The sequence below is a fragment of the Shewanella benthica KT99 genome (genome assembly GCF_000172075.1).
In the GTDB taxonomy this organism is placed as follows: Bacteria; Pseudomonadota; Gammaproteobacteria; order Enterobacterales; family Shewanellaceae; genus Shewanella; species Shewanella benthica_A.
The window spans coordinates 27,509-48,618 of record NZ_ABIC01000004.1; the positions used below are offsets into that span (position 1 = coordinate 27,509).

The following is a 21,110-nucleotide window of genomic DNA, read 5'->3' on the forward strand; positions in this document are numbered from 1 at the left end:
ACCTCGAAACAGGCTAAAAACATAAATAAGTGTTGAATACTGCCGCTTAATCAGTAAATTTAGTACCACGAAGTTCAAACACCGGTTAAGCAGAACACCATTTTGTCGTGATGGTGCCAGTCGTAAACCTTACAGTCTGTTTGCCATGAACATCTAATGTTAACCAGCGGTTTGTTTGTCCCGCGATGATAAAGAAGTATTTTAATGAAGCAGCTACGTCTCGAGCCCATTAGCAAGGTCCAGGGCACCATCAATATCCCTGGCTCTAAAAGTATCTCTAACCGTGCACTATTATTGGCCACGCTAGCCAAGGGCACCACGACACTGACCAACTTGTTAGATGCTGATGATATTCGCTATATGTTGGCATCGCTCAAGCAATTGGGGGTGAACTATCGTCTCTCCGATAACAATACGGTCTGTGAACTCGAAGGGATCGGAGCACCACTCAATGCCAAGCTGGCGCAGACACTGTTTCTCGGCAATGCCGGCACGGCAATGCGACCCCTTTGTGCAGCCTTGACCTTAGGTCAGGGTGAATTTACCTTAACCGGTGAGCCACGCATGGAAGAGCGTCCCATCGGTGATCTCGTCGATGCATTGCGTCAACTCGGCGCATCGGTGACTTATCTTAAGAATGAAGGCTTTCCTCCGTTAACGATTAAGGCGACCGGGCTAAACGCCGGCGATGTCGAGATAGCAGGGGACCTATCCAGCCAGTTTCTCACCGCACTGCTGATGGTTGCGCCGCTTGCCAAGGGTGAGGTTAACATCAAGATCAAGGGTGAGCTGGTCTCTAAACCTTATATTGACATCACTATCGCCTTGATGGCGCAATTTGGCGTCGAGGTGATCAATCATGATTATCGGCGTTTCGAGATAAAAGCGGGTCAAACGTATGTGTCACCGGGTAAAGTCTTAGTCGAAGGTGATGCCTCTTCGGCTTCTTACTTCCTGGCCGCTGGCGCCATAAAAGGCGGTGAAGTTAAAGTGACTGGAGTGGGACGCCTGAGCATTCAAGGCGATGTTAAGTTTGCCGATGTGCTGGAGAAGATGGGCGCCGATATCGAATGGGGTGATGATTACATCATCTCACGGGGGGCAAAACTCAAGGGGGTGGATCTCGACATGAACCACATTCCAGATGCGGCGATGACCATAGCCACTGTCGCCTTGTTTGCGACCGGGACCACCACCATTCGTAATATTTATAACTGGCGCATCAAGGAAACCGATCGCTTAGCTGCCATGGCCACCGAGCTGAGAAAAGTGGGTGCCATCGTGGAGGAAGGTCATGATTATATTTCTATCACACCGCCGAGCAAGCCACATACGGCTGAAATTGATACCTATAACGATCACAGAATGGCCATGTGTTTCTCCATGTTAGCGTTTGCCGATTGTGGCATCACCATTAATGATCCAGATTGTACCTCTAAGACATTCCCCAATTATTTTCAGCAGTTTGCCGCGTTAGCTCAGTGAGCTAGATAAGTGTAAGAGAATGGGCCTGATGGCCCATTTTGTTTTTATTCATGTCTAAGATACCTAAGATACCGCCTTAATCCAGCTCCTGTACTCAAACTGAACCGGTAGATTAAAAAATTTTACCGCTTTATTTTTTTACTTGGTTTATAATACGCGCGCTTAATTTTCAGTGCGCATATTAGCCTGTGGGTCACTGGAAGCACTCATTTAAAAAATCTTAGGGAAATAGATTTTACTGTGGAGAAATTTATGTCAGAACGTGCTCCTGTTGTCACTATTGACGGCCCTAGCGGTGCGGGTAAAGGTACAATTAGCCAGTTGTTAGCCGGGCATTTAGGCTGGAAACTACTGGATAGTGGTGCTATTTACCGAGTTTTAGCCTTAGCCGCTATTCATCATAATGTTCAACTCGATAACGAAGAGTCTCTTACTTTACTCGCCGCGCACTTGGATGTGCAGTTTATTACCGGCAGTGCAACTCAAGGTATCAAGGTCGTGCTCGAAGGCGAAGATGTCTCAACAGACATACGCAGCCCAGAGTGTTCAAATGCGGCGTCTATCATCGCCGCATTCCCACGGGTTCGCGAGGCGTTATTGCGTCGTCAACGTGCCTTTAATACTGCACCGGGTCTCATTGCCGATGGTCGCGATATGGGCACAGTGGTTTTCCCTGATACACCCGCTAAAATTTATTTAACGGCATCGGCGGAAGAAAGGGCCATGAGGCGCTATAATCAGTTGCAGGACAAGGGCTTCGATGTTAATATTGACCGTCTTTTGTCTGAGATTAAAGAGCGTGATGATCGCGATATGAATCGCAGCGTTGCCCCCTTAGTCCCGGCCGATGATGCATTGGTCATAGATACTTCGGGTATCGGGATAGAAGATGTGCTCAATCTTGCATTGGCACATATAAAATCGAAATTACCAAACGTTGGTTAATGTTAACTGACGTTGAACTATTCGCAACATGGATGATGCGGATTATTATACTGACTCCACGTCTAGGATGGGCAGTGGTTTATTAAAAAAAGTAACTTAAACATGACTGAATCTTTTGCTGATCTATTTGAAGAATCCCTTGCAACTTTGGAGTTTCGTCCTGGTTCTATCGTAACGGGTGTTGTTGTACGCATCGAAAACGGTACTGTACTCGTTGACGCAGGTCTAAAATCAGAAAGCCCAATCCCAGCGGAAGAGTTCAAGAACGCTCAAGGCGAACTTGAAGTTTCTGTTGGTGATACTGTGCACGTTGCACTTGATGCTGTTGAAGATGGCTTCGGTGAGACTCAATTGTCTCGCGAGAAAGCTAAGCGTCACGAAGCTTGGATTGTTCTAGAAAAAGCGTACGAAGATGCTGAAACTGTAATCGGTGTCATCAATGGTAAGGTTAAAGGCGGTTTCACCGTTGAATTAAACGGTATCCGTGCATTCCTACCTGGTTCTCTAGTTGACGTTCGCCCTGTTCGCGATACGGCTCACCTAGAAAACAAAGATCTAGAATTCAAAGTGATCAAGTTAGACCAGAAGCGCAACAACGTTGTTGTTTCTCGTCGTGCTGTTATCGAATCTGAAAGCAGTGCAGAGCGTGATGCTCTTCTTGAGAACTTACAAGAAGGTCAATCCATTAAGGGTATCGTTAAGAACCTTACTGACTACGGTGCATTCGTAGACCTTGGTGGTGTTGACGGTCTTCTACATATCACAGATATGGCTTGGAAGCGTGTTAAGCACCCATCTGAAATCGTCAACGTTGGTGACGAAATCGACGTTAAAGTACTTAAGTATGACCGTGAGCGCACACGTGTTTCACTAGGTCTTAAGCAACTTGGCGAAGATCCATGGTTAGAAATCAGCAAGCGCTACCCAGAAAACACACGTTTGACTGGTCGCGTTACTAACCTAACTGATTACGGTTGTTTCGTTGAAATCGAAGAAGGCGTTGAAGGTCTGGTTCACGTTTCTGAAATGGATTGGACTAACAAGAACATTCACCCATCTAAGGTTGTTAGCCTAGGTGATGAAGTTGAAGTTCTGGTTCTTGACATCGATGAAGAGCGTCGTCGTATTTCTCTTGGTCTTAAGCAGTGTAAGTCAAACCCATGGGATGACTTCGCAGAGCGCTTTAACAAGGGTGACAAGGTTACTGGTAAGATCAAGTCAATCACTGACTTCGGTATCTTCATCGGTCTTGATGGCGGCATAGATGGTCTAGTTCACCTTTCTGATATCTCTTGGAATGGTACAGGCGAAGAAGCCGTTGCTGATTATAAGAAAGGCGACGAAATCCACGCAGTAGTTCTTTCTGTTGACCCTGAGCGCGAGCGTATCAGCCTAGGCGTTAAGCAGACTGAAGACGATCCATTCAATGCTTATCTTTCTGATAAGAAGAAGGGTGCGGTTGTTAACGGTACAGTTATCGCTGTTGACGCTAAAGGCGTTACCGTTCAGCTAGCTGAAACTGTTGAAGGTTACCTACGTGTATCTGATATCTCTCGTGAGCGTATCGAAGATGCATCAACAGTTTACTCTGTAGGCGATGCTATTGAAGCTAAGTTTATGGGTGTTGACCGTAAGAACCGTACTATCAGCCTCTCTATCAAAGCGAAAGATGAAGCTGAAGAGAAAGAAGCAATGGCTAGCTTGAACAAGCAAGAAGAATCTGTAGCGAGCAGTGCTATGGCTGAAGCGTTCAAAGCGGCTCGTAAGTAATCGCCTGAAGTTCTGGGGTGCTTGCACCCCAGTTAGGTGACTGTATTTGGCTTGATAATAGAGGGTATAGGATGACAAAATCCGAACTGATCGAAAAACTTGCCACTAGGCAGTCGCAGCTGTCGGCTAAAGAAGTTGAAAGTGCAATCAAAGAGATGTTAGAGCAGATGGCTCAAACATTGGAAGGCGGAAATCGTATCGAAATCCGTGGTTTTGGTAGCTTTTCGCTTCATTTCCGGGCGCCACGTACAGGCCGTAATCCTAAGACTGGAACGTCAGTCGAGTTGGATGGCAAGTATGTTCCGCATTTTAAGCCAGGCAAAGAACTGCGCGAACGTGTCGATGCGATCAATGCATAAATGACATTATTTTAAAAGCCTCCGTATGGAGGCTTTTTTATGCCTGAAATGAACTAAATCCTAGCTAGTTTAGTGAATATCTTAGATAATCAGCAGATTGAAATGGATATATGGAGTGTATAATGCGGTCATTTATCGTCACAGTGTTAGTTGCACTAGTGTTCTTTTTTGCATTAATCTTCGGTGCGCGTAACGAGCAGATGGTGACTATCAGCTATTTTGTTGCTCAGGGTGAATTCCGCTTACCCCTAGTGCTGGCTTTCGTCTTTCTGGCGGGTTTTATGATCAGCTGGTTGTTTGCTATTTATCACATGACTAAACTGAAATTGGCGTTGAGAAATGTCAAAAAGAGATGCACCCAACTCGAATCTAGATTAGAAGGGATGACTCCCGCTCGGGACGTCGACGCCTAATATGCAAGAGATCCTGTTTCTGTTGCTTCCAATCGCCGCCGGTTACGGCTGGTATATGGGACGGCGCAGTGTAAGGCATAATCAGACTAGCCAAAGAAAGCAGTTGAGTCGTGATTATTTCACGGGTCTTAATTTTCTCCTGTCCAATGAATCAGATAAAGCCGTCGATCTGTTTATTACCATGTTAGATGTCGATGATGACACCATAGACACACACCTCTCTCTTGGCTCCCTATTTAGAAAGCGTGGAGAAGTCGACCGCTCGATCCGCATTCATCAAAATTTAATTGCCAGACCCAGTCTCACCACTGAACAGCGCGACATCGCCATGATGGAACTGGGCAAGGATTATCTCGCCGCTGGGTTTTATGATCGGGCGGAAGAGATATTCATTAACCTGGTTAAACAAGACGATCACAGTGAAGATGCCGAAACCCATCTGATCGATATCTACCAGGTCACCAAAGATTGGCAAAAAGCCATCAATATCATCAAGAGCTTAAAACGAAAAAGACAGCAAAGCCTAAAGCACAATACCGCCCATTTTTATTGTGAGCTGGCCAATGAGCAAACTGATGTTGCCCCGCAGTTAAAACTGCTTCAGGCCGCGTTAAAACAAGACTCAGACTGTGGTCGGGCCTTACTCACCTTGGCCGAAAAGTATCTTGATTCTCATGAGCATGCCAAGTGCAAGGCACTACTGGCTAAGTTACTCGACGCCGATATCGAGCTTTTCCCCGATGCGCTGTCAATTGCCCGTCAGGTATTTCATGACAGTCATGATCTTGCCGGCTACAGTGACCTGCTTCGCCAAGCATTACAAAATGGAGCGGGTGCGAGCGTCGCCATCACCTTAGCGAAAAATATGATTGAACAAGGTGAGACTCAAGAGGCTGAGCAGCTGGTTCTGGACGGATTATATCGTCACCCGACGATGAAAAGCTTCCAGCACCTGATGAAAATGCATGTACAGCAAGCCGAAGATGGCCAAGCGAAAGAGAGCCTGACCATGTTGGAAAAACTGGTGGATCAGCAGATAAAGTTCCGTCCTGGCTATCGGTGCAGCGGCTGTGGTTTCCCTTCACACCGCCTCTATTGGCATTGTCCATCCTGTAAGAGCTGGGGGAAAATAAAACGGATCAGAGGGCTTGATGGCGAATAACGCCGCTGACAGGTTATTGACCTAAATCCCCTCAGCCATGAAACCTATTATTTCACTATGTGGCTCATGGCCAAGAATTTACCGCAAAGCAAATGGAGAAAAAATGAGTAATAAGTCGATTTTAGTCGCCCTGGATTTTGATGATAAGCATGCTGCTTTGCAACTGGTTGATCAATTAGATCCTAGTATGTGCCGTGTCAAAGTAGGCAAGGAGATGTTTACTCTTTTTGGACCCGAATTTATCAAGGCGCTGCATAAACGTGATTTCGACGTGTTCCTGGATCTTAAATTCCACGATATCCCTAATACCGTCGCCAAGGCTGTCACGGCAGCCGCCGAGCTTGGCGTGTGGATGACCAACGTCCATGCCAGCGGCGGTCTCGCCATGATGCAAGCGGCTAAGAAAGCGCTTGAGCCATTTGGCGATAAGGCACCCATACTGATAGCCGTCACAGTGCTCACCTCCATGAGTGATGAAGAACTTAAGCTTATCGGCATCGATGTCCCCGCGTTCGAGCATGTGCAGCGTCTCGCCAAACTTACTCAAGAAGCGGGATTAGACGGTGTTGTTTGTTCGGCACATGAAGCACAAGTGCTAAAATCTAAGTTAGGTAAAGAATTTAAACTGTGTACGCCGGGTATTCGTCCCGTTGGCGCCGATAAGGGTGACCAACATAGGATCATGACGCCACCACAAGCGATTGCAGCCGGTTCTGACTATTTAGTGATAGGAAGACCTATCACTAAAGCTGAGGATCCACTGGCAACGCTTCAAGCGATACACGCATCGTTGAAATAAGGGCTAAGGCTACCTAGCTTAAATAAGCTGGCTAACCCCCTCAGGAGGCAGACATGTTTGACTATAAAGGCAAGAATGTTGTGGTTGTGGGGGGCACCAGTGGCATCAACCTGGCCATTGCGCTCGCGTTTGCCCAGGCTGGCGCTAATGTGGCCGTCGCCAGTCGCAGCGCCGAAAAAGTCAATGCCGCAGTTAAATTACTGCGTGAAGCCAATCCCAAGGGTACCCATATGGGTGCCAGTTTCGATGTACGAGATGTCGAAGGATTAACAGCGGGCTTCAAGCTGTTTAACGTCCATTTTGCTCAAATCGATGTCTTAGTCAGTGGCGCCGCCGGTAACTTCCTGGCTCCTGCCGCCTTACTGAGTGAAAATGGCTTTAAGTCGGTGATGGATATCGATCTGCTAGGCAGTTTTCAGGTGCTCAAGCAAGCCTATCCTTTGATGACGAGACCAGGGGGCTGTATCATTCAGATCTCGGCGCCCCAGGCGTTTGTCGCCATGCCCATGCAGGCGCATGTGGGCGCGGCCAAGGCCGGTGTAGACATGTTGACTAAAAATCTGGCGCTGGAGTGGGGTTGTGAGGGGATTCGAATAAACTCAATCGTTCCGGGCCCCATCAGCGGCACTGAGGGGTTTAATCGATTAGCCCCCAGTGCTGAGTTACAAGAACGCGTGGCTAAGAGCGTGCCTTTACAGAGAAATGGCATAGGACAAGATATTGCCAATGGGGCCTTATTTTTGGCCTCTCCCATGGCATCTTATATCACAGGTGTCGTACTGCCCATAGATGGCGGTTGGTCACTTGGCGGTGCATCCATGGCGATGGCTGAGTTGGCTCTGCTAGCGACCACACGTGCTAAAGAATGAGTTGAATCATCCGAGATGATGATCTCAACAGAAATATTAATTACAGTGAGAAACAGATGGCAAATCCTTTTCAAGAGCAACTGCTCAAAGCTGGTCTAGTCAGCAAACAAAAAGTACAGCAAGCCAGGACGCAGAAACGACGTGACCGTAAGGCCAAGGTCGATGATGGCTCTGCGGATTTAAAACAGCAAATAGCGGCGCAGAAGCTAGCACAAGCGGCAAAAGATAAGGCGCGAAATGAGCAAAAATTTGCTGCTGCAACCGAGAAAGGCTTGGTCCGTGGCCTAGTGACGGAATTCACTCGTCTAGCCATAAAGCCACCGCAAAGCGGCGAGATTAAGTTTAATTTCACCTCCAATAATAAAATCTTCTCGATCTATGTGAATGATAAACTACAGACTCAGCTGCTTAACGGGCAACTGGGTATCGTACGTCATGAAGATACCAGTTATTTAGTGCCGCATAAACTCGCCGAGCGAGTCAATATCTTGGTGCCAAAATGGTGTGGTTATTTGTGGGTACAAGATGACCACAGCCAAGTCGTCGAAGAAGACGATCCTTACGCCGATTACGTCATCCCAGATGATTTGATGTGGTAGGAAACCAAGGGGCTAGGTCCGAGTGCCTAGTCCTTATCATCTTCATCCTGAGATTTCCCGTTCCCAGAACCCTCGTTCCTAGATTCTACACTTACCTCTTTGCCTGAACTCTCATTTCCCTCAACTTATCCAAATATCTCTTTCTTTTCCTATGGTATCTGGTATAAATTAAAACAAGTGTTTAAATTCAACGTTTGAGAGTCGATAATGAATCCTTACCAAGCTCCGTTAGCCGAAATGAAATTCCTGTTAGATAAGGTGTTTGATGCGCCTCAAACATGGGCATCTTTACCTGCCATTGCTGAAAATGTCGATATGGACACGGCGGTGGCGATAATGGATGAAGCAGACAAGATAAGTCGCGAGTTACTCCATCCTATAAACCGCAGTGGTGATGAGCAAGGCGTGGTGCATCAAGATGATAAGGTGATCACGCCAGATGGCTATAAAGAGGCATATACCCAGTATGCCGAAGGCGGTTGGGTAGGCCTCTGCGGCGAGCCTGAGTTCGGTGGCATGGGTATGCCTAAAATGTTGGGCGTACTCGTCGATGAAATGGCTTACAGCGCCTGTAATGCATTTACCTTATACGGCTCACTCACCGCTGGCGCGGCCTTATGTATCAATGCCCACGGTAGCGATGAACTGAAACAAAAATACCTGCCTATGATGTACAGCGGTGAGTGGTCAGGAGCCATGGACATGACAGAGCCTCAGGCTGGCTCAGATCTTCGTGGCATCCGCACTAAGGCCGTGCCTTTAGATGATGGCAGTTATAGCATCACAGGCAGCAAAATATTTATCACCGCTGGCGATCATGATCTCACCGAGAATGTGATCCATTTGGTACTGGCTAAGCTGCCCGACTCTAACGGCATTTCACTCTTCCTTGTACCCAAAATCAAGGTCGACGATTCCGGTGCCTTGGGTGAATCTAATCACGTCACCGTGGGCTCAATTGAGCACAAGATGGGGCTGAAGGCATCGTCGACCTGTGTGATGAATTATGATGATGCACAAGGCTATCTCATCGGTAGGGCTAATCGAGGTTTGGTGTGTATGTTCACCATGATGAACTACGAACGTCTGGCGATTGGTATCCAAGGTTTGGGCACATCACAAGCGGCTTACCAGATGGCAGCCGATTATGCCAAAGAGCGTGTTCAAGGGGTGGCTGCAGGGGGATCGCCGACCGGCGCGACTAGCGACCCGATCATAGTGCACGGCGATGTTCGCCGCATGTTGCTCAATATCCGCGTGTTAACCGAAGCGGGCCGCGCCCTGTCGGTCCTCACGGGGCAGCAGTTAGATATTGCCAAATACGGAGAAGGTGAGGCCCAAGCTAAGGCGAGCCGATATGTCGGTCTGTTAACGCCGGTTGCTAAGGCATTCTTGAGCGATAGAGGCCTGGACGCTGCCATCACGGCGCAACAAGTATTTGGCGGTCATGGCTATATCCGTGAAACGGGTATTGAGCAACTGGTGCGTGACACTCGAATCGCACAGATCTATGAGGGGACCAATGGTATTCAGGCCATAGATTTTCTTGGCCGCAAGGTGACAGGAGATAAAGTGGCTGCGTTGACTGAGTTTGTTAATGAGTGTACAGCCAAACTAGCGACCCTGAGTCATGCCGATGCAGCACACAAGGCTAAGGTGACGGATTTGCTGCAACAGCTTATTCTAGTCGCATCCGAAATTAACGATAAGAAACTTGAAAAGCCAGCAGTCATCAATGCCTGCGCCGTCGATTTTCTCGATGCCTTCGGTCATGTCTTATATGGTTATTTCTGGCTATTGATGTCGGATGCCGCCGTGTCACATGCGGATAAAGAGTTCGCTGCTCAAAAACGTTACCTGAGCGACTTCTATATCAACAAGATGCTGCCTAAGGCCGAGTACCATCTGGCTCAGGTGCGAGCGGGTGATGAGACCATTATGAATATGCCTGAATCTCTGTTCTGATCTCATCCATAAAGTGAAAGGCGAATACTTAGGTTTTAACTCTGAGTATTCGCCTTTTTGTTTTGAGCCTGTGTTTATTTGGCTTAAGCCATCAATTTGCTGGGCTCGACGGGGTGAGAGCCGAGCCTGATTGGGACTCTTGTGCTAACGTATTATCCATTAAATAATGCAAAAATAGTGCACTGAATGGCGCCTGTTGTTGCTTTTTTTGCAATGAACTCTGACCGTTTTCTAAGATCACAAACAGGGTATCATCTTGGTTTTCACTGCTGATAAAGCCGGCAAGATTATCCACTCCCTGCATAGAGCCGGTTTTGGCGATGACATGCTTAAACAGGGGAGGTTTGTTAAAGCTTGCTTTATATTTGAGCGTACCGCTCACGCCAGCAATCGGCAGTGAATCCATCAGCTGGGAAAATCTTGGGTCGGTATAGATCAAGTTTAATACCTGACTGAGCTGACGTGCACTGAGTAGGTTATATCTGGAGAGCCCTGAGCCATCGACAATCTTTGCATGGGTTAGCATTATGCCTTCACCACTCAGTATCTTTTTAAGGGCCCGACTGCCGTTACTGAAGTTTCCCGGCCGCTGATAAATTTTTGTTCCAAGCTGTTTGAGTAAGCTGTCGGCAATCAGGTTATCGGACTTGATCAGCATGGTGCCTAGTAGGTCAGATAGAGGGGCTGATTCATGGGCCGCAATCAAGTGAGTCTGCGTCGGCAGTTGGTGCTTTATCAATATCTGCCCCTTGAGTTGAATCTTACTGCTCTTGAGTATTTGTCTAATTGACTCTTGCATAAATAAGCCGGGATCTGTGATGGCAATGGCAAGCTTAATGGCTTGTGAGCCTGGATAGCAGCCGCTAAGAGAGAAATGATTACCGGCTAAGCGTTGTAGATCTAATTGACAAAATTTTTCGACCCCCGTTTTATCAAACACCGCGGTGTTGGTGATGTTGATAGGGACATAGCCTGCAACCGATAATTCACTCTGGCTACTGGCCAGTTTGGGGGAGAGTTTACCGTGAACACAGTTGCGGTTGAGTACGAAATTCGACACCGGCGCCGCATAACAGATCCCCAGATCATCCCAAACCCAACCTGGAGCCTGTAACTGTTCATTGGCCTGACCGATTAAGTAGAGGCTACCTTCAATTCGATACAAGCCTTGTTCGGTAAGCTGTTTAAGCAGAGATCTCAGGTCCTTGCCCTTCAATGTCGGATCGCCGCTGAAGCTGATGTAGACATCACCGGCTATCACGCCGTCCTTTATGGGAAATCTAGAGTAGACACGAGTGCTGAACCTAAAACCACTGCCCAGTGATGATGTGGCCGCTACCGCAGTGAGTAATTTCATGGTACTGGCGGGTAAGAGTAAGGTATCCGGGTTCTGCTCGAAGATGATGTCGCCGGTCACCAGGTTAGTAGCAAAAATCGCCGTATGGGAATGAGGCGGTTTAATGATGGATAACACATTATCAAAATAGTCATTGCCTATAGCTGGCAGAGATAAACAGCTGAGCAGAAGACAGGCATTAACGAGAGATCTCATAGAATTCACATAGGTAAGTGACTAAGTCAATAAACAGCACAGACTTATATCATAGCGGTTATTCATCTTCGGGTTTATCTTTTTCCATTAACCGGTAGAGTCTTAATGTCACAAAGCCGATAAATTGCAGTGAATATCATTCACATCATCTCGACATCCAGATCAGTCGGTGACTGGTTAATTTGAGCGCTTTGTGCACTCAAATCTGTATTTGCTCGAAATGAATACACTTCTTATGCTCTTATGCTGTAAAAATGGAGAAAACCCTTGCTCAATGGGGTGTAAATCGGTAATTTCTATCCCCTTATGATTTATATAAGGGATCGATATGCCTCATATTCGTATGCGCGGACTACCTGAAGACGCAGTAGCCAGTCTGAGCCGTAAAGCCATCACATTGGCTTATCCGCAGTTGCAGCATCTGGCTGTAGTGTTTAACGCATTCGATCCGAGTCGCTACTATCGTGACGGAAAGCATTTTTAAAGGAGATGACCTTGCTTGATAAGCTTGGTGGAATACCAATCCAACCCGACGCATTACAATGGTTGCTTACGCCCAAAGCATTAAAGGCTGAACTCTTAACGCGTATCGCCGCTGCGGTTAATTCGATCTATATCGCCGCTCTTTATCTTGAAGATGATGAGGCGGGTCGAGAGATCTTAGCGGCATTAATGTCAGCTAAAGACAAGAACCCGGAACTCGACATCAAGGTCTTAGTCGATTTTCATCGTGCCAGACGAGGTCTGATAGGCCATAAGAGTGACAGTGGTAACGATCAGATGTATCGCACTGTGATGCAGGCAGCCAAACACCCAATCGAAATATTAGGTGTGCCGGTCAAGTCTCGTGAGTTTATGGGCGTACTGCACCTTAAAGGATTTATTGTCGATGATGCCGTGATATACAGTGGTGCCAGCATCAATAATATCTACCTGCATCAAGGCGAAAAGTACCGCTTCGATCGATATCATGTGATTGAATCGGCCGAACTGGCGCGATCCATGAGACAGATGATTCAAACTTATCTGGTACAAGATCCCGCGGTCAGCTCACTCACTCAAGATAAAGCCACTGAGTCTCTGCCACAGAAAAATGATGTCCGTACCCTTAAGTCACGTTTAGCGAAGGCGAGCTATCAATATGAATCCACCACCATAGGCAATCGTGTCACGCCTGTGGTTGGTTTAGGAAGAAAGAAAAACAAGCTCAATAAGATCGTCGTCGATATGGTGGCACAATCAACAGATACCTTATTTATCTGTACTCCCTATTTTAACCCACCTTACGCACTGGCACGTGCCTTAGCTAAGCATCTTAAAGACGGTAAGCGTATCGATATTGTCGTGGGGGATAAAACCGCCAATGATTTCTATATTCCGCCAGAGCAAGACTTTTCAACCATAGGGGCCTTGCCATACATGTATGAGCAGTCCTTGCGAAAGTTCGCCAAGCGTCAGCAATGGGCTGTGGAGAATGGCCAACTCAATATTCATCTCTGGAAAGATGGCATTAACAGTTATCATCTCAAGGGGATCAGCGCAGATAACAAACGTCACCTGATCACCGGCAGTAACTTAAATCCCCGCGCATGGGCGCTGGATCTGGAAAATGGTTTATTGCTCCATGATGAGTGTGGTGCCTGGAAGGAGAAGTTTGCACAGGAACAGGCGCATATCCTGCAGCACACAGAGCGTTTGTATCATTACAGCCAGATAGAGACAATAAACAAGTATCCGGCTCCGGTGCGTAAGATAATGACACGTATCAGACGCCTAAAAGCAGACTTCCTGTTAAAACGTATTCTTTAGGCTTCAACTCAGGACCTGATCACCGTGATCAGGTCCTGGTCTTTAACATTTCAATATTCACCTATTAATTTTTCTAGGGCAAAAAGGTTGTAAGTATTAGTTTACATCTTGTATTGTTAAGGTTAACTACGAAACAAGTTGATAGCATGGCGTAGAGCCGACCTCACCCGGTGAGAGGGGATAAGCTGGCAGGTCGCTGAAAACGATTGTGTGGTGATCGGCCCGATAGTAAAATAGCGCATGTGCCGATAACGGCTATCAAAAAAATTAATCACCAATGATGAGTTATGAATCTTAAGCAACACGCTATCCATAAGCTTTACCAATACCGTAAGGCGATCTCCACCCGACCTTATGGAGCCAGGGGCAAGAACCTGATCCGGTGTGAACTGTGTTTACTGGCACAGACATATTGCACCTGTCAGAGTCGCCGCCAACTGGTATCTGATAATGCATTTTTACTCATCATGTATGATGATGAGGTGCTAAAACCCAGTAACAGTGGTCGTCTTATCGCGGATCTTATTCCCGATACCCATGCTTATATCTGGTCCAGAACCCAGGCAAACCGAAAAATGCTGGCATTGATACAAGATCCTCGCTATCAGGCTTTCGTCATTTTTCCCGGTGAATATGCCTATCCACAGCAAACCGTGGTCAGTGAACTTAAGCCCACAGGTCTAGATAGCACCAAGAAACTACTGTTTATTATGCTAGACGGTAGCTGGCGCGAAGCGATTAAGATGTTCCGCAAGAGTCCTTACTTACATGATTTGCCACTGCTCTCTTTTATCCCTGAGACCGTCGCCAAGTATGGTTTGAGAAAAGGCAGCCGAGATTTTCAGCTTGGCACAGCCGAAGTGGCCGTATTGGCATTGGCAGCGTCGGGTGAAAAGGGCAATGCCGAGGCGCTGAGTATCTGGTTTGAGCTGTTTATCGCCGCTTCGATGTTTAGTCGCAGCCGTCAAAGTAATAAAGATCTCAGCCCCTTGAATCAACTTGCACAAGAGTTTACCCAAAAAGTGAGTGCTAATACCTCAGGGTAAGCCTGTTACTCATAAGGCCTAGTTTGACTAGGCCTTAGCAGATTTCAATCTTTAAACTTCATCTATCTTGTCAAAAACCCGCAACTGTTAAGTCTGTGTTCCACTCAAATAAATTCAATACTTACCTGCATGTCGATGACATCGTTTCAACAGCTAAGCCATTTATGCGCTATTTGCATGTGTTTGCCGAGTGTTTATTGATCAAGCTTGTATTAAAGTTAACATTGTCTTGCTGTTACAGTTGGTTAGAACTTACACTTATATTTGATTAACTTAAGTAATGTGTATTTATTGGCGCACATGACTTGATTGTAAATCGAACAGAAATAAACATCCGATCATCAAATATAATTTTGGGGCATAAATATGGCACAGGTTCTCACACGTTCAGCGTTCAGCTTAGCCTTACTCATAGGCACAGCAACCTTGATAGGTTGTGAGAAGGAGGAGCCCAAAATCACCCCGAAATTAGTGGTTGTCGAGCAAGTCACTACGGCTACTGTGCCACTCTATGGAAATTATGTGGGGATCACTCAGGCTTCACTCGATGTAGAGGTGAGGGCGCGGGTGGATGGTTTCGTTGAAGATAAGAGCTTCATCGAAGGCAGCGCGGTGAAAAAAGGCACAGTGCTTTATCGGATCGATAATCGCCCTTATCTTGCAGTGGTCAACCGACTCAAGGCCAATGTCGAATCACAGCAATCTATGCTAGATAAGGCCAGGCGTGATGTCGACAGACTCAAACCTCTCTACGAGCAAGATGCCGCCAGTCAGCTGGATTTCGACAATGCCTTGTCTGTGCTATCCCAATCAAGATCGAGTCTGGCAGCGAGCAAGGCCGAATTAGAAGAAGCTGAATTAGAGCTAAGCTATACCGAAATACGCTCACCTATATCAGGACTGGTCAGTCGTTCAGAAGTTGACATAGGCGCCCTAGTGGGCAGCAGTGGCCAGTCATTGCTGACCCGAGTGAAACGGGTGGACCCTATCTATGTGATATTTAACATGTCGGCGCTGGATTATCTCAACGCCAGGAGACGCATGACCAGCTATAGCGAACAGCAAGAGGCCGAAGCAGAAGGTAAAGCGGTCGAAGGCTTTGTGACCATCACCTTGCCCGATAACAGTGAGTACCGCTATCTTGGCGACGTACGTTTTACCGACCCATCGGTCAATCCAGAGACAGGGACATTCCAGGTGCGAGCCGAGTTGCCCAATCCAGATAAAGAGCTGCTCCCGGGTCAATATACCAATGTACGTATTAAGCTCAGTGAGATGAGTAACGCCATCGTTATACCTCAGAAAGCCACTCAAGTTGAGCAAGGCGGAGTCTATGTGATGGTGGTGCTACCCGATCATAAAGTGGAACGCCGTTTTATCGTGATTGAACATCAGGGGAAAATGGGCGTCGTGGTGAAGAGTGGCCTCAGGGCGGGAGAGCTGGTTATTGTTGAAGGCATGCACCGCGTGCGTCACGGACAATTGGCCGAGCCCTTAACCGCAGAGCAATACCTCAAGCTCGAAGACACTCAGCAGAAGGAGCAGGCGCTCAAGCAGCAGGCATTAGAGCAGGAGCAGAAATAATGGCTCAGTATTTCGTTAATCGTCCTGTCTTTGCCTGTGTTATCTCGATAGTTATCGTGCTATTGGGCCTGATCGGCATGGTTAATCTGCCTATCGATCAATATCCCTATATCACCCCGCCTCAGGTTAAGGTTTCTGCATCATATCCGGGCGCGACGTCGACGACGGCGGCGGAGTCGGTGGCAACGCCCTTAGAGCAAGAGCTTAATGGCTTGCCTAATATGATCTACATGAGCTCCAAGAGTACCAATTCGGGCAGTACTAATGTCACCATCACCTTCGATGTGGGCACCAACCCGGATCTCGCCGCGGTGGATGTGCAAAATTCGACCCAACAAGCCAACGGCAGCTTACCCATAGATGTACAGACCGAAGGCGTAACGGTATCGAAAGAAGCCTCGGTCGAGTTACTTAAGCTGGCGCTGACCTCCAGCGATGAGCGCTATGATGAAATTTATCTGAGTAACTATGGCACCATCAACATCGAATCTGCGCTCAAACGCATTCCCGGAGTCGGGCGGGTACGTAACACTGGCGCACGGAGCTATTCGATGCGAGTCTGGTTAAAGCCAGATACCATGGCGGGCTACGGCCTGACCACAGGGGATGTGATTGCTGCCATCAAGGCGCAGAACAAGGAGTATCCAGTGGGCACCATAGGCTCACAGCCCAACAGCGACTCACTCAGCATGACCTTGCCAATTACCGCCGCGGGTCGCATGAGCAGTGTGCCCCAATTTAATGAGATCATCGTTCGCGCCAATACAGACGGCTCCATCATACGCCTCAGAGACATAGCTCAAATTGAGCTGGGCTCATCGGCTTATACATTGCAATCGCAGCTCAATGGCGCCAACGCCACCATCTTACAGGTCTATCTGTTGCCAGGCTCTAATGCACTAGAGGTGACCAAAAACGTCAAGAAGGAGATGGCTAAGCTGGCTGAAAAGTTCCCTCAAGGCATGAATTGGGAAGTCTTCTTCGATGCATCGGTGTTTATCCAGAACTCCATCGATGAGGTGGTTAAAACCTTAGTCGAAGCGCTTATTCTGGTTATCTTAGTCGTGTATCTGTTTCTGCAAAACGTTCGTGCCACACTCATCCCCGCCATTGCCGTGCCAGTTTCCCTGATAGGCACTATGGCGGCCATGCTAGTGTTTGGCTTTACCATCAATACTGTGAGTCTGTTAGCCCTGGTGCTGGCTATCGGCATCGTGGTGGATGATGCCATCGTGGTGGTGGAAAGTGTCGAGCGCTTGATGAATGAAAATGGCCTCAGTCCGGTCGAGGCTACCCGCACCGCCATGAAAGAGCTATCCGGTGCCTTGGTTGCTACGAGTCTGGTACTCGCGGCGGTGTTTGTACCTGTGTCATTCTTGTCTGGGATCACCGGCATCATGTACCGGGAATTTGCGGCAACCATCACGGTGGCTGTGCTTATCTCTACTGTGGTTGCCTTGACCCTGTCGCCCGCCTTATGTGCCTTATTGCTTAAACCCGGCGACAAAGCCACATCGGGTTTCTTTAAATGGATAAACGACAGACTCGATACCAGTACCAGCAAGTATGTCGCCTTAGTAGCCCTAACCACTAAGCATGCCAAGAGAAGTTACTTTGTCTTGGCCCTTATGGTGGGCGGTGTGTTTCTTATCATGTCTAACTTGCCGTCGAGCTTTATGCCCAATGAAGATCAGGGCCGGTTCTTTATCGACATGACCTTGCCCGATGGCGCCACGGTAAACCGCACACAAGCCGTGCTTAAAAAAGCCGAAGCTAAGGTATTAGCCAATCCCGCCGTGGCCTACTCATTTACCTTAGCGGGTGAGAACCGCCGCTCCGGTTCAAATCAGGCCAATGGTCAATTTGAGATAATCTTAAAGCCTTGGTCTGAGCGGGTAGAGACAGATGCCACTGTGCACAAGGTGATGAAACAGATCCAAGCCTCGCTGCAGGGGATATTGGAGGCAGAATTTAACAGCTATTTACCCTCCGCCGTGCCGGGACTCGGCAATGGAGCAGGCGTTGAAATGGAGTTGCAGGATACCTCCGGCACTAACTTCAGAGGCCTGATGGAAACAGCCGATGAGCTGGTCGAGAAGCTTAAACTGCAGCCAGAAATCGCTACCGCCAGTTTATCACTGCAGAGCGCCATTCCTCAGCTGCATTTGACCGTCGATGAAGCTAAGGCCATGGCCATCGGAGTCAATGTCGCCGATATCTACAGCACCATCAAGACCTTTACTGACTCATCCACGGTGAACGACTTTAACTTGTTCGGCCGTGTCTACCGGGTAAAGGTACAGGCACAAGAGAGCTATCGTCAGTTCCCCGAGCAGATTAAAGATTACTATGTGCGCTCGGCAACCGGGGCCATGGTGCCCATAGGTGTACTGGCTAAATATGATTACTCTGTGGGACCTGCGGCCGTGACTCACTATAATCTATTTTCCAGCGCCTCAATTAATGCCACGCCTGCGCCGGGTTATGCCTCGGGGGATGTGATTAAGGCCATTGAACGTGTGGCTGAACCTCTGCTGCCTAAAGAGTTCAGCTATGAATGGACCGGTATCACCTATCAAGAAGTACAATCGGCCAATCAGACCAGTATCGCGGTCACCTTGGCCATGGTGTTCGTGTTTTTGTTTCTCGCCGCCCTTTATGAAAGCTGGACGATTCCCATCGCCGTGTTGCTTATTGCGCCCATCGCCATGTTAGGTGCAGCACTGGGCACCTTAGTGAGTGGCATGGAGAGTAACCTGTTCTTCCAGGTGGCCTTTATCGCGCTCATCGGCATGGCGGCTAAGAACTCCATCTTGATCGTAGAGTTTGCCAATCAGCTACACAAACAGGGTAAGAGTCGGCTCGATGCGGCCTTGGAAGCGGCCACTATGCGTTTCAGACCCATCTTAATGACCTCAATGGCCTTCATACTCGGTGTGCTACCTCTGGTACTATCGGTCGGCCCAGGCGCGGTAAGTAGACAAAGTATCTCTATTCCAATTCTTTGCGGCATGATATTTGCGACCACAATCGGCATCGTCATGGTGCCACTGTTCTTCGTCACCACGGCGGGATGGCTTAAATCTAAGGTAAAACCAGCAATAGACTCAGAGGACAGCTCGGTTACCGAGTCGAATAAGCCAGCGGAGGGTTCGAGCCATGTTTAAACACTACCTTGCAGCTAACTCTTTTAAACGACAAAGTCTCGCTTGTGCGCTAACCACAGGCATATTGCTGTCAGGCTGCGCCATGGGGCCTGATTATCAGCAGCCGGACCTTAAGATCCCAGGGCAATATCATCACGACCTGGCACAAGACTCCGGACTGAATATCGGCATGACCCCTTGGCGTGAGTTCTATCTTGACCCGGACTTACAAGTATTGATCGAGCATGCACTATCTAAGAACTTAGATCTGGAAACCGTACGTTCTCGGCTCATCGCCGCACGCTCAAGAATTACAGTGACGGATGCGGCGTTTTATCCGGTACTGGGAATGAATGCCAATGGTGAGCGCTCTATCGACAGCGGCATCACCAGCACCAATCCCAGCCATGAGAACGAATTCGATCTGGTCGGAACGGTTTCCTGGGAGCTGGATATCTGGGGCGCGAACCGGCGCCGCAGCGAAGCCGAGTATGCGCACTTTCTCTCGGCACAAGAGTCACTCAACCTCGCCGTGATCAGCCTCATCAGCGATGTGGCCAGTCGTTACTATGAGTGGCTGGATATTGAGCAAAGATATCAAATATCATTGAACACGGTGGAGTTACGTAAAAAAGAGCGCAACCTGGCGCGTTTACGTAAGGAAAATGGCGTTATTTCCGGGCTAGAGGTGCGCCAAGCTGAGGTCGAATATCAAAGTGCGCGAGTCACTCTGCCAGATTTGGACTTTGAGCGGCAGGAAAAAGCCAACCAAGTGCGCATCTTACTCGGCGAATTTAGCTATCCTTTAGCGGTCAAAACGGAAACTGACATTAAGGCCGAAGGGAAACTGTTTCCCGATCTGTTTGCTGTCGGTGTGCCGTCGCAGATGTTATCTCAGCGTCCCGATGTCAAGGCTGCGGAGCAGGGCTTGATCGCGGCGAATGCCAATGTAGGTGTCGCGAAAACCGCCTTCTTTCCCTCGTTTACCATCACAGGTAGCTATGGCAGGGAAAGCGCTGACTTGAGTAGCATCTTCGACAGTCAAGGGGTCACTTGGTCTCTGCTGGGCGGGATCACCGCGCCCATCTTCAATGCCGGCAGCATAGCGGCTCAATACGATATCGCACAAGAGGAGTCAAAGCAGGCATTGCTGGCCTATCGCAGCACGGTACTCAGAGCCTACTTTGAAGTTAACGATGCCATGAACAGCTTCAGACGTTCAGAGCTCGCCATCGAGGCGCAACAAGAGTTGGTGGCGGCATCGACTGAATATAATCGTCTGGCGATGCTCAGATATCGTAACGGCGTCTCGAGCTCTCTGGATCTTATGGATGCGCAGCGGAGCCTGTTTGGCGCCCAGCTCAGCCTAAGCTTGGTAAAGCGTGACAGGTTATTGTCTATGATCACCTTATACCGAGCGCTCGGTGGGGGCGTTAAGTATGCAAGAGCTGAGCCAAGATGAACGGATTCCGGTGCAAGATAGCGGGTTCAGTGGCTGACAACAGCCAAGGTACTGCAAATACTGTTCAGGATAGGGATTAGCCAGACACTCAAGTTGGGCTAAAAAGAGATTATTCCCCATCAATTTTGCCAAATGGTGGGGATTT

At 48.2% G+C, this 21,110-nt stretch carries 17 protein-coding genes; 16 read left to right on the forward strand and 1 reads right to left on the reverse strand.

Going from position 1 to position 21,110, the window contains the following annotated elements; genetic code table 11:
• The first annotated feature begins 204 nt into the window (after positions 1-204).
• The 10 genes from aroA (at position 205) to KT99_RS02395 (ending at position 10,366) form a co-directional block, all read left to right on the forward strand.
• On the forward strand, positions 205-1,485 hold the full coding sequence (gene aroA / locus KT99_RS02350; RefSeq protein WP_005496614.1) for a 3-phosphoshikimate 1-carboxyvinyltransferase: 1,281 nt from the start codon (positions 205-207) through the stop codon (positions 1,483-1,485).
• 252 nt (positions 1,486-1,737) lie between these two features.
• The gene (gene cmk / locus KT99_RS02355) at positions 1,738-2,430 is read left to right on the forward strand and encodes a (d)CMP kinase (RefSeq protein WP_005496616.1); all 693 of its coding nucleotides are present in this window, start codon (positions 1,738-1,740) and stop codon (positions 2,428-2,430) included.
• Between the two features lie 102 nt (positions 2,431-2,532).
• Entirely contained in the window at positions 2,533-4,200 is a 1,668-nt protein-coding gene (gene rpsA, locus KT99_RS02360) for a 30S ribosomal protein S1 (protein WP_005496618.1), read from the forward strand.
• Between the two features lie 71 nt (positions 4,201-4,271).
• Positions 4,272-4,559: an integration host factor subunit beta gene (gene ihfB, locus KT99_RS02365; RefSeq protein ID WP_005496620.1), complete on the forward strand. Its 288-nt coding sequence runs from the start codon at positions 4,272-4,274 to the stop codon at positions 4,557-4,559.
• A 122-nt stretch (positions 4,560-4,681) separates the two neighbouring features.
• Complete coding sequence (locus KT99_RS02370) at positions 4,682-4,972, forward strand: LapA family protein (RefSeq protein ID WP_005496621.1); 291 nt, start codon at positions 4,682-4,684, stop codon at positions 4,970-4,972.
• A gap of 1 nt (position 4,973) precedes the next feature.
• Positions 4,974-6,134 carry a lipopolysaccharide assembly protein LapB gene (gene lapB, locus KT99_RS02375; protein WP_005496622.1) on the forward strand — a complete coding sequence of 387 codons (1,161 nt, stop codon included), beginning with the start codon at positions 4,974-4,976 and terminating at the stop codon, positions 6,132-6,134.
• A gap of 103 nt (positions 6,135-6,237) precedes the next feature.
• Complete coding sequence (gene pyrF / locus KT99_RS02380; RefSeq protein ID WP_005496623.1) at positions 6,238-6,933, forward strand: orotidine-5'-phosphate decarboxylase; 696 nt, start codon at positions 6,238-6,240, stop codon at positions 6,931-6,933.
• A 53-nt stretch (positions 6,934-6,986) separates the two neighbouring features.
• Positions 6,987-7,802 (forward strand): SDR family oxidoreductase, encoded by an 816-nt coding sequence (locus KT99_RS02385; protein ID WP_005496625.1) that lies wholly within the window; start codon positions 6,987-6,989, stop codon positions 7,800-7,802.
• A 56-nt stretch (positions 7,803-7,858) separates the two neighbouring features.
• Positions 7,859-8,401, forward strand: coding sequence for a DUF2058 domain-containing protein (locus KT99_RS02390; RefSeq protein ID WP_005496627.1), 543 nt, complete (start codon positions 7,859-7,861; stop codon positions 8,399-8,401).
• Between the two features lie 207 nt (positions 8,402-8,608).
• A complete protein-coding gene (locus KT99_RS02395) occupies positions 8,609-10,366 on the forward strand; it encodes an acyl-CoA dehydrogenase C-terminal domain-containing protein (RefSeq protein WP_005496629.1) in 1,758 nt (585 codons plus the stop codon).
• A gap of 91 nt (positions 10,367-10,457) precedes the next feature.
• On the opposite strand, the gene dacB is transcribed toward KT99_RS02395, so the two are convergent.
• Complete coding sequence (dacB, locus tag KT99_RS02400; RefSeq protein WP_005496630.1) at positions 10,458-11,918, reverse strand: D-alanyl-D-alanine carboxypeptidase/D-alanyl-D-alanine endopeptidase; 1,461 nt, start codon at positions 11,916-11,918, stop codon at positions 10,458-10,460.
• 328 nt (positions 11,919-12,246) lie between these two features.
• Between dacB and KT99_RS21490 the strand changes: the two genes are divergently transcribed.
• The 6 genes from KT99_RS21490 (at position 12,247) to KT99_RS02425 (ending at position 20,965) form a co-directional block, all read left to right on the forward strand.
• A complete protein-coding gene (locus tag KT99_RS21490; RefSeq protein ID WP_005496632.1) occupies positions 12,247-12,402 on the forward strand; it encodes a DUF1904 family protein in 156 nt (51 codons plus the stop codon).
• Positions 12,403-12,413: 11 nt separating this feature from the next.
• Positions 12,414-13,727 (forward strand): CDP-diacylglycerol--serine O-phosphatidyltransferase, encoded by a 1,314-nt coding sequence (gene pssA, locus KT99_RS02405; protein ID WP_040571512.1) that lies wholly within the window; start codon positions 12,414-12,416, stop codon positions 13,725-13,727.
• Between the two features lie 287 nt (positions 13,728-14,014).
• On the forward strand, positions 14,015-14,773 hold the full coding sequence (locus tag KT99_RS02410) for a tRNA-uridine aminocarboxypropyltransferase (RefSeq protein WP_005496636.1): 759 nt from the start codon (positions 14,015-14,017) through the stop codon (positions 14,771-14,773).
• 366 nt (positions 14,774-15,139) lie between these two features.
• Positions 15,140-16,357 (forward strand): efflux RND transporter periplasmic adaptor subunit, encoded by a 1,218-nt coding sequence (locus KT99_RS02415; RefSeq protein ID WP_005496637.1) that lies wholly within the window; start codon positions 15,140-15,142, stop codon positions 16,355-16,357.
• On the forward strand, positions 16,357-19,524 hold the full coding sequence (locus tag KT99_RS02420; protein ID WP_005496639.1) for an efflux RND transporter permease subunit: 3,168 nt from the start codon (positions 16,357-16,359) through the stop codon (positions 19,522-19,524). Before KT99_RS02415 ends, KT99_RS02420 begins: the two co-directional genes overlap by 1 nt.
• Positions 19,517-20,965 (forward strand): efflux transporter outer membrane subunit, encoded by a 1,449-nt coding sequence (locus tag KT99_RS02425; RefSeq protein ID WP_005496641.1) that lies wholly within the window; start codon positions 19,517-19,519, stop codon positions 20,963-20,965. Before KT99_RS02420 ends, KT99_RS02425 begins: the two co-directional genes overlap by 8 nt.
• The last annotated feature ends 145 nt before the right edge of the window (positions 20,966-21,110 follow it).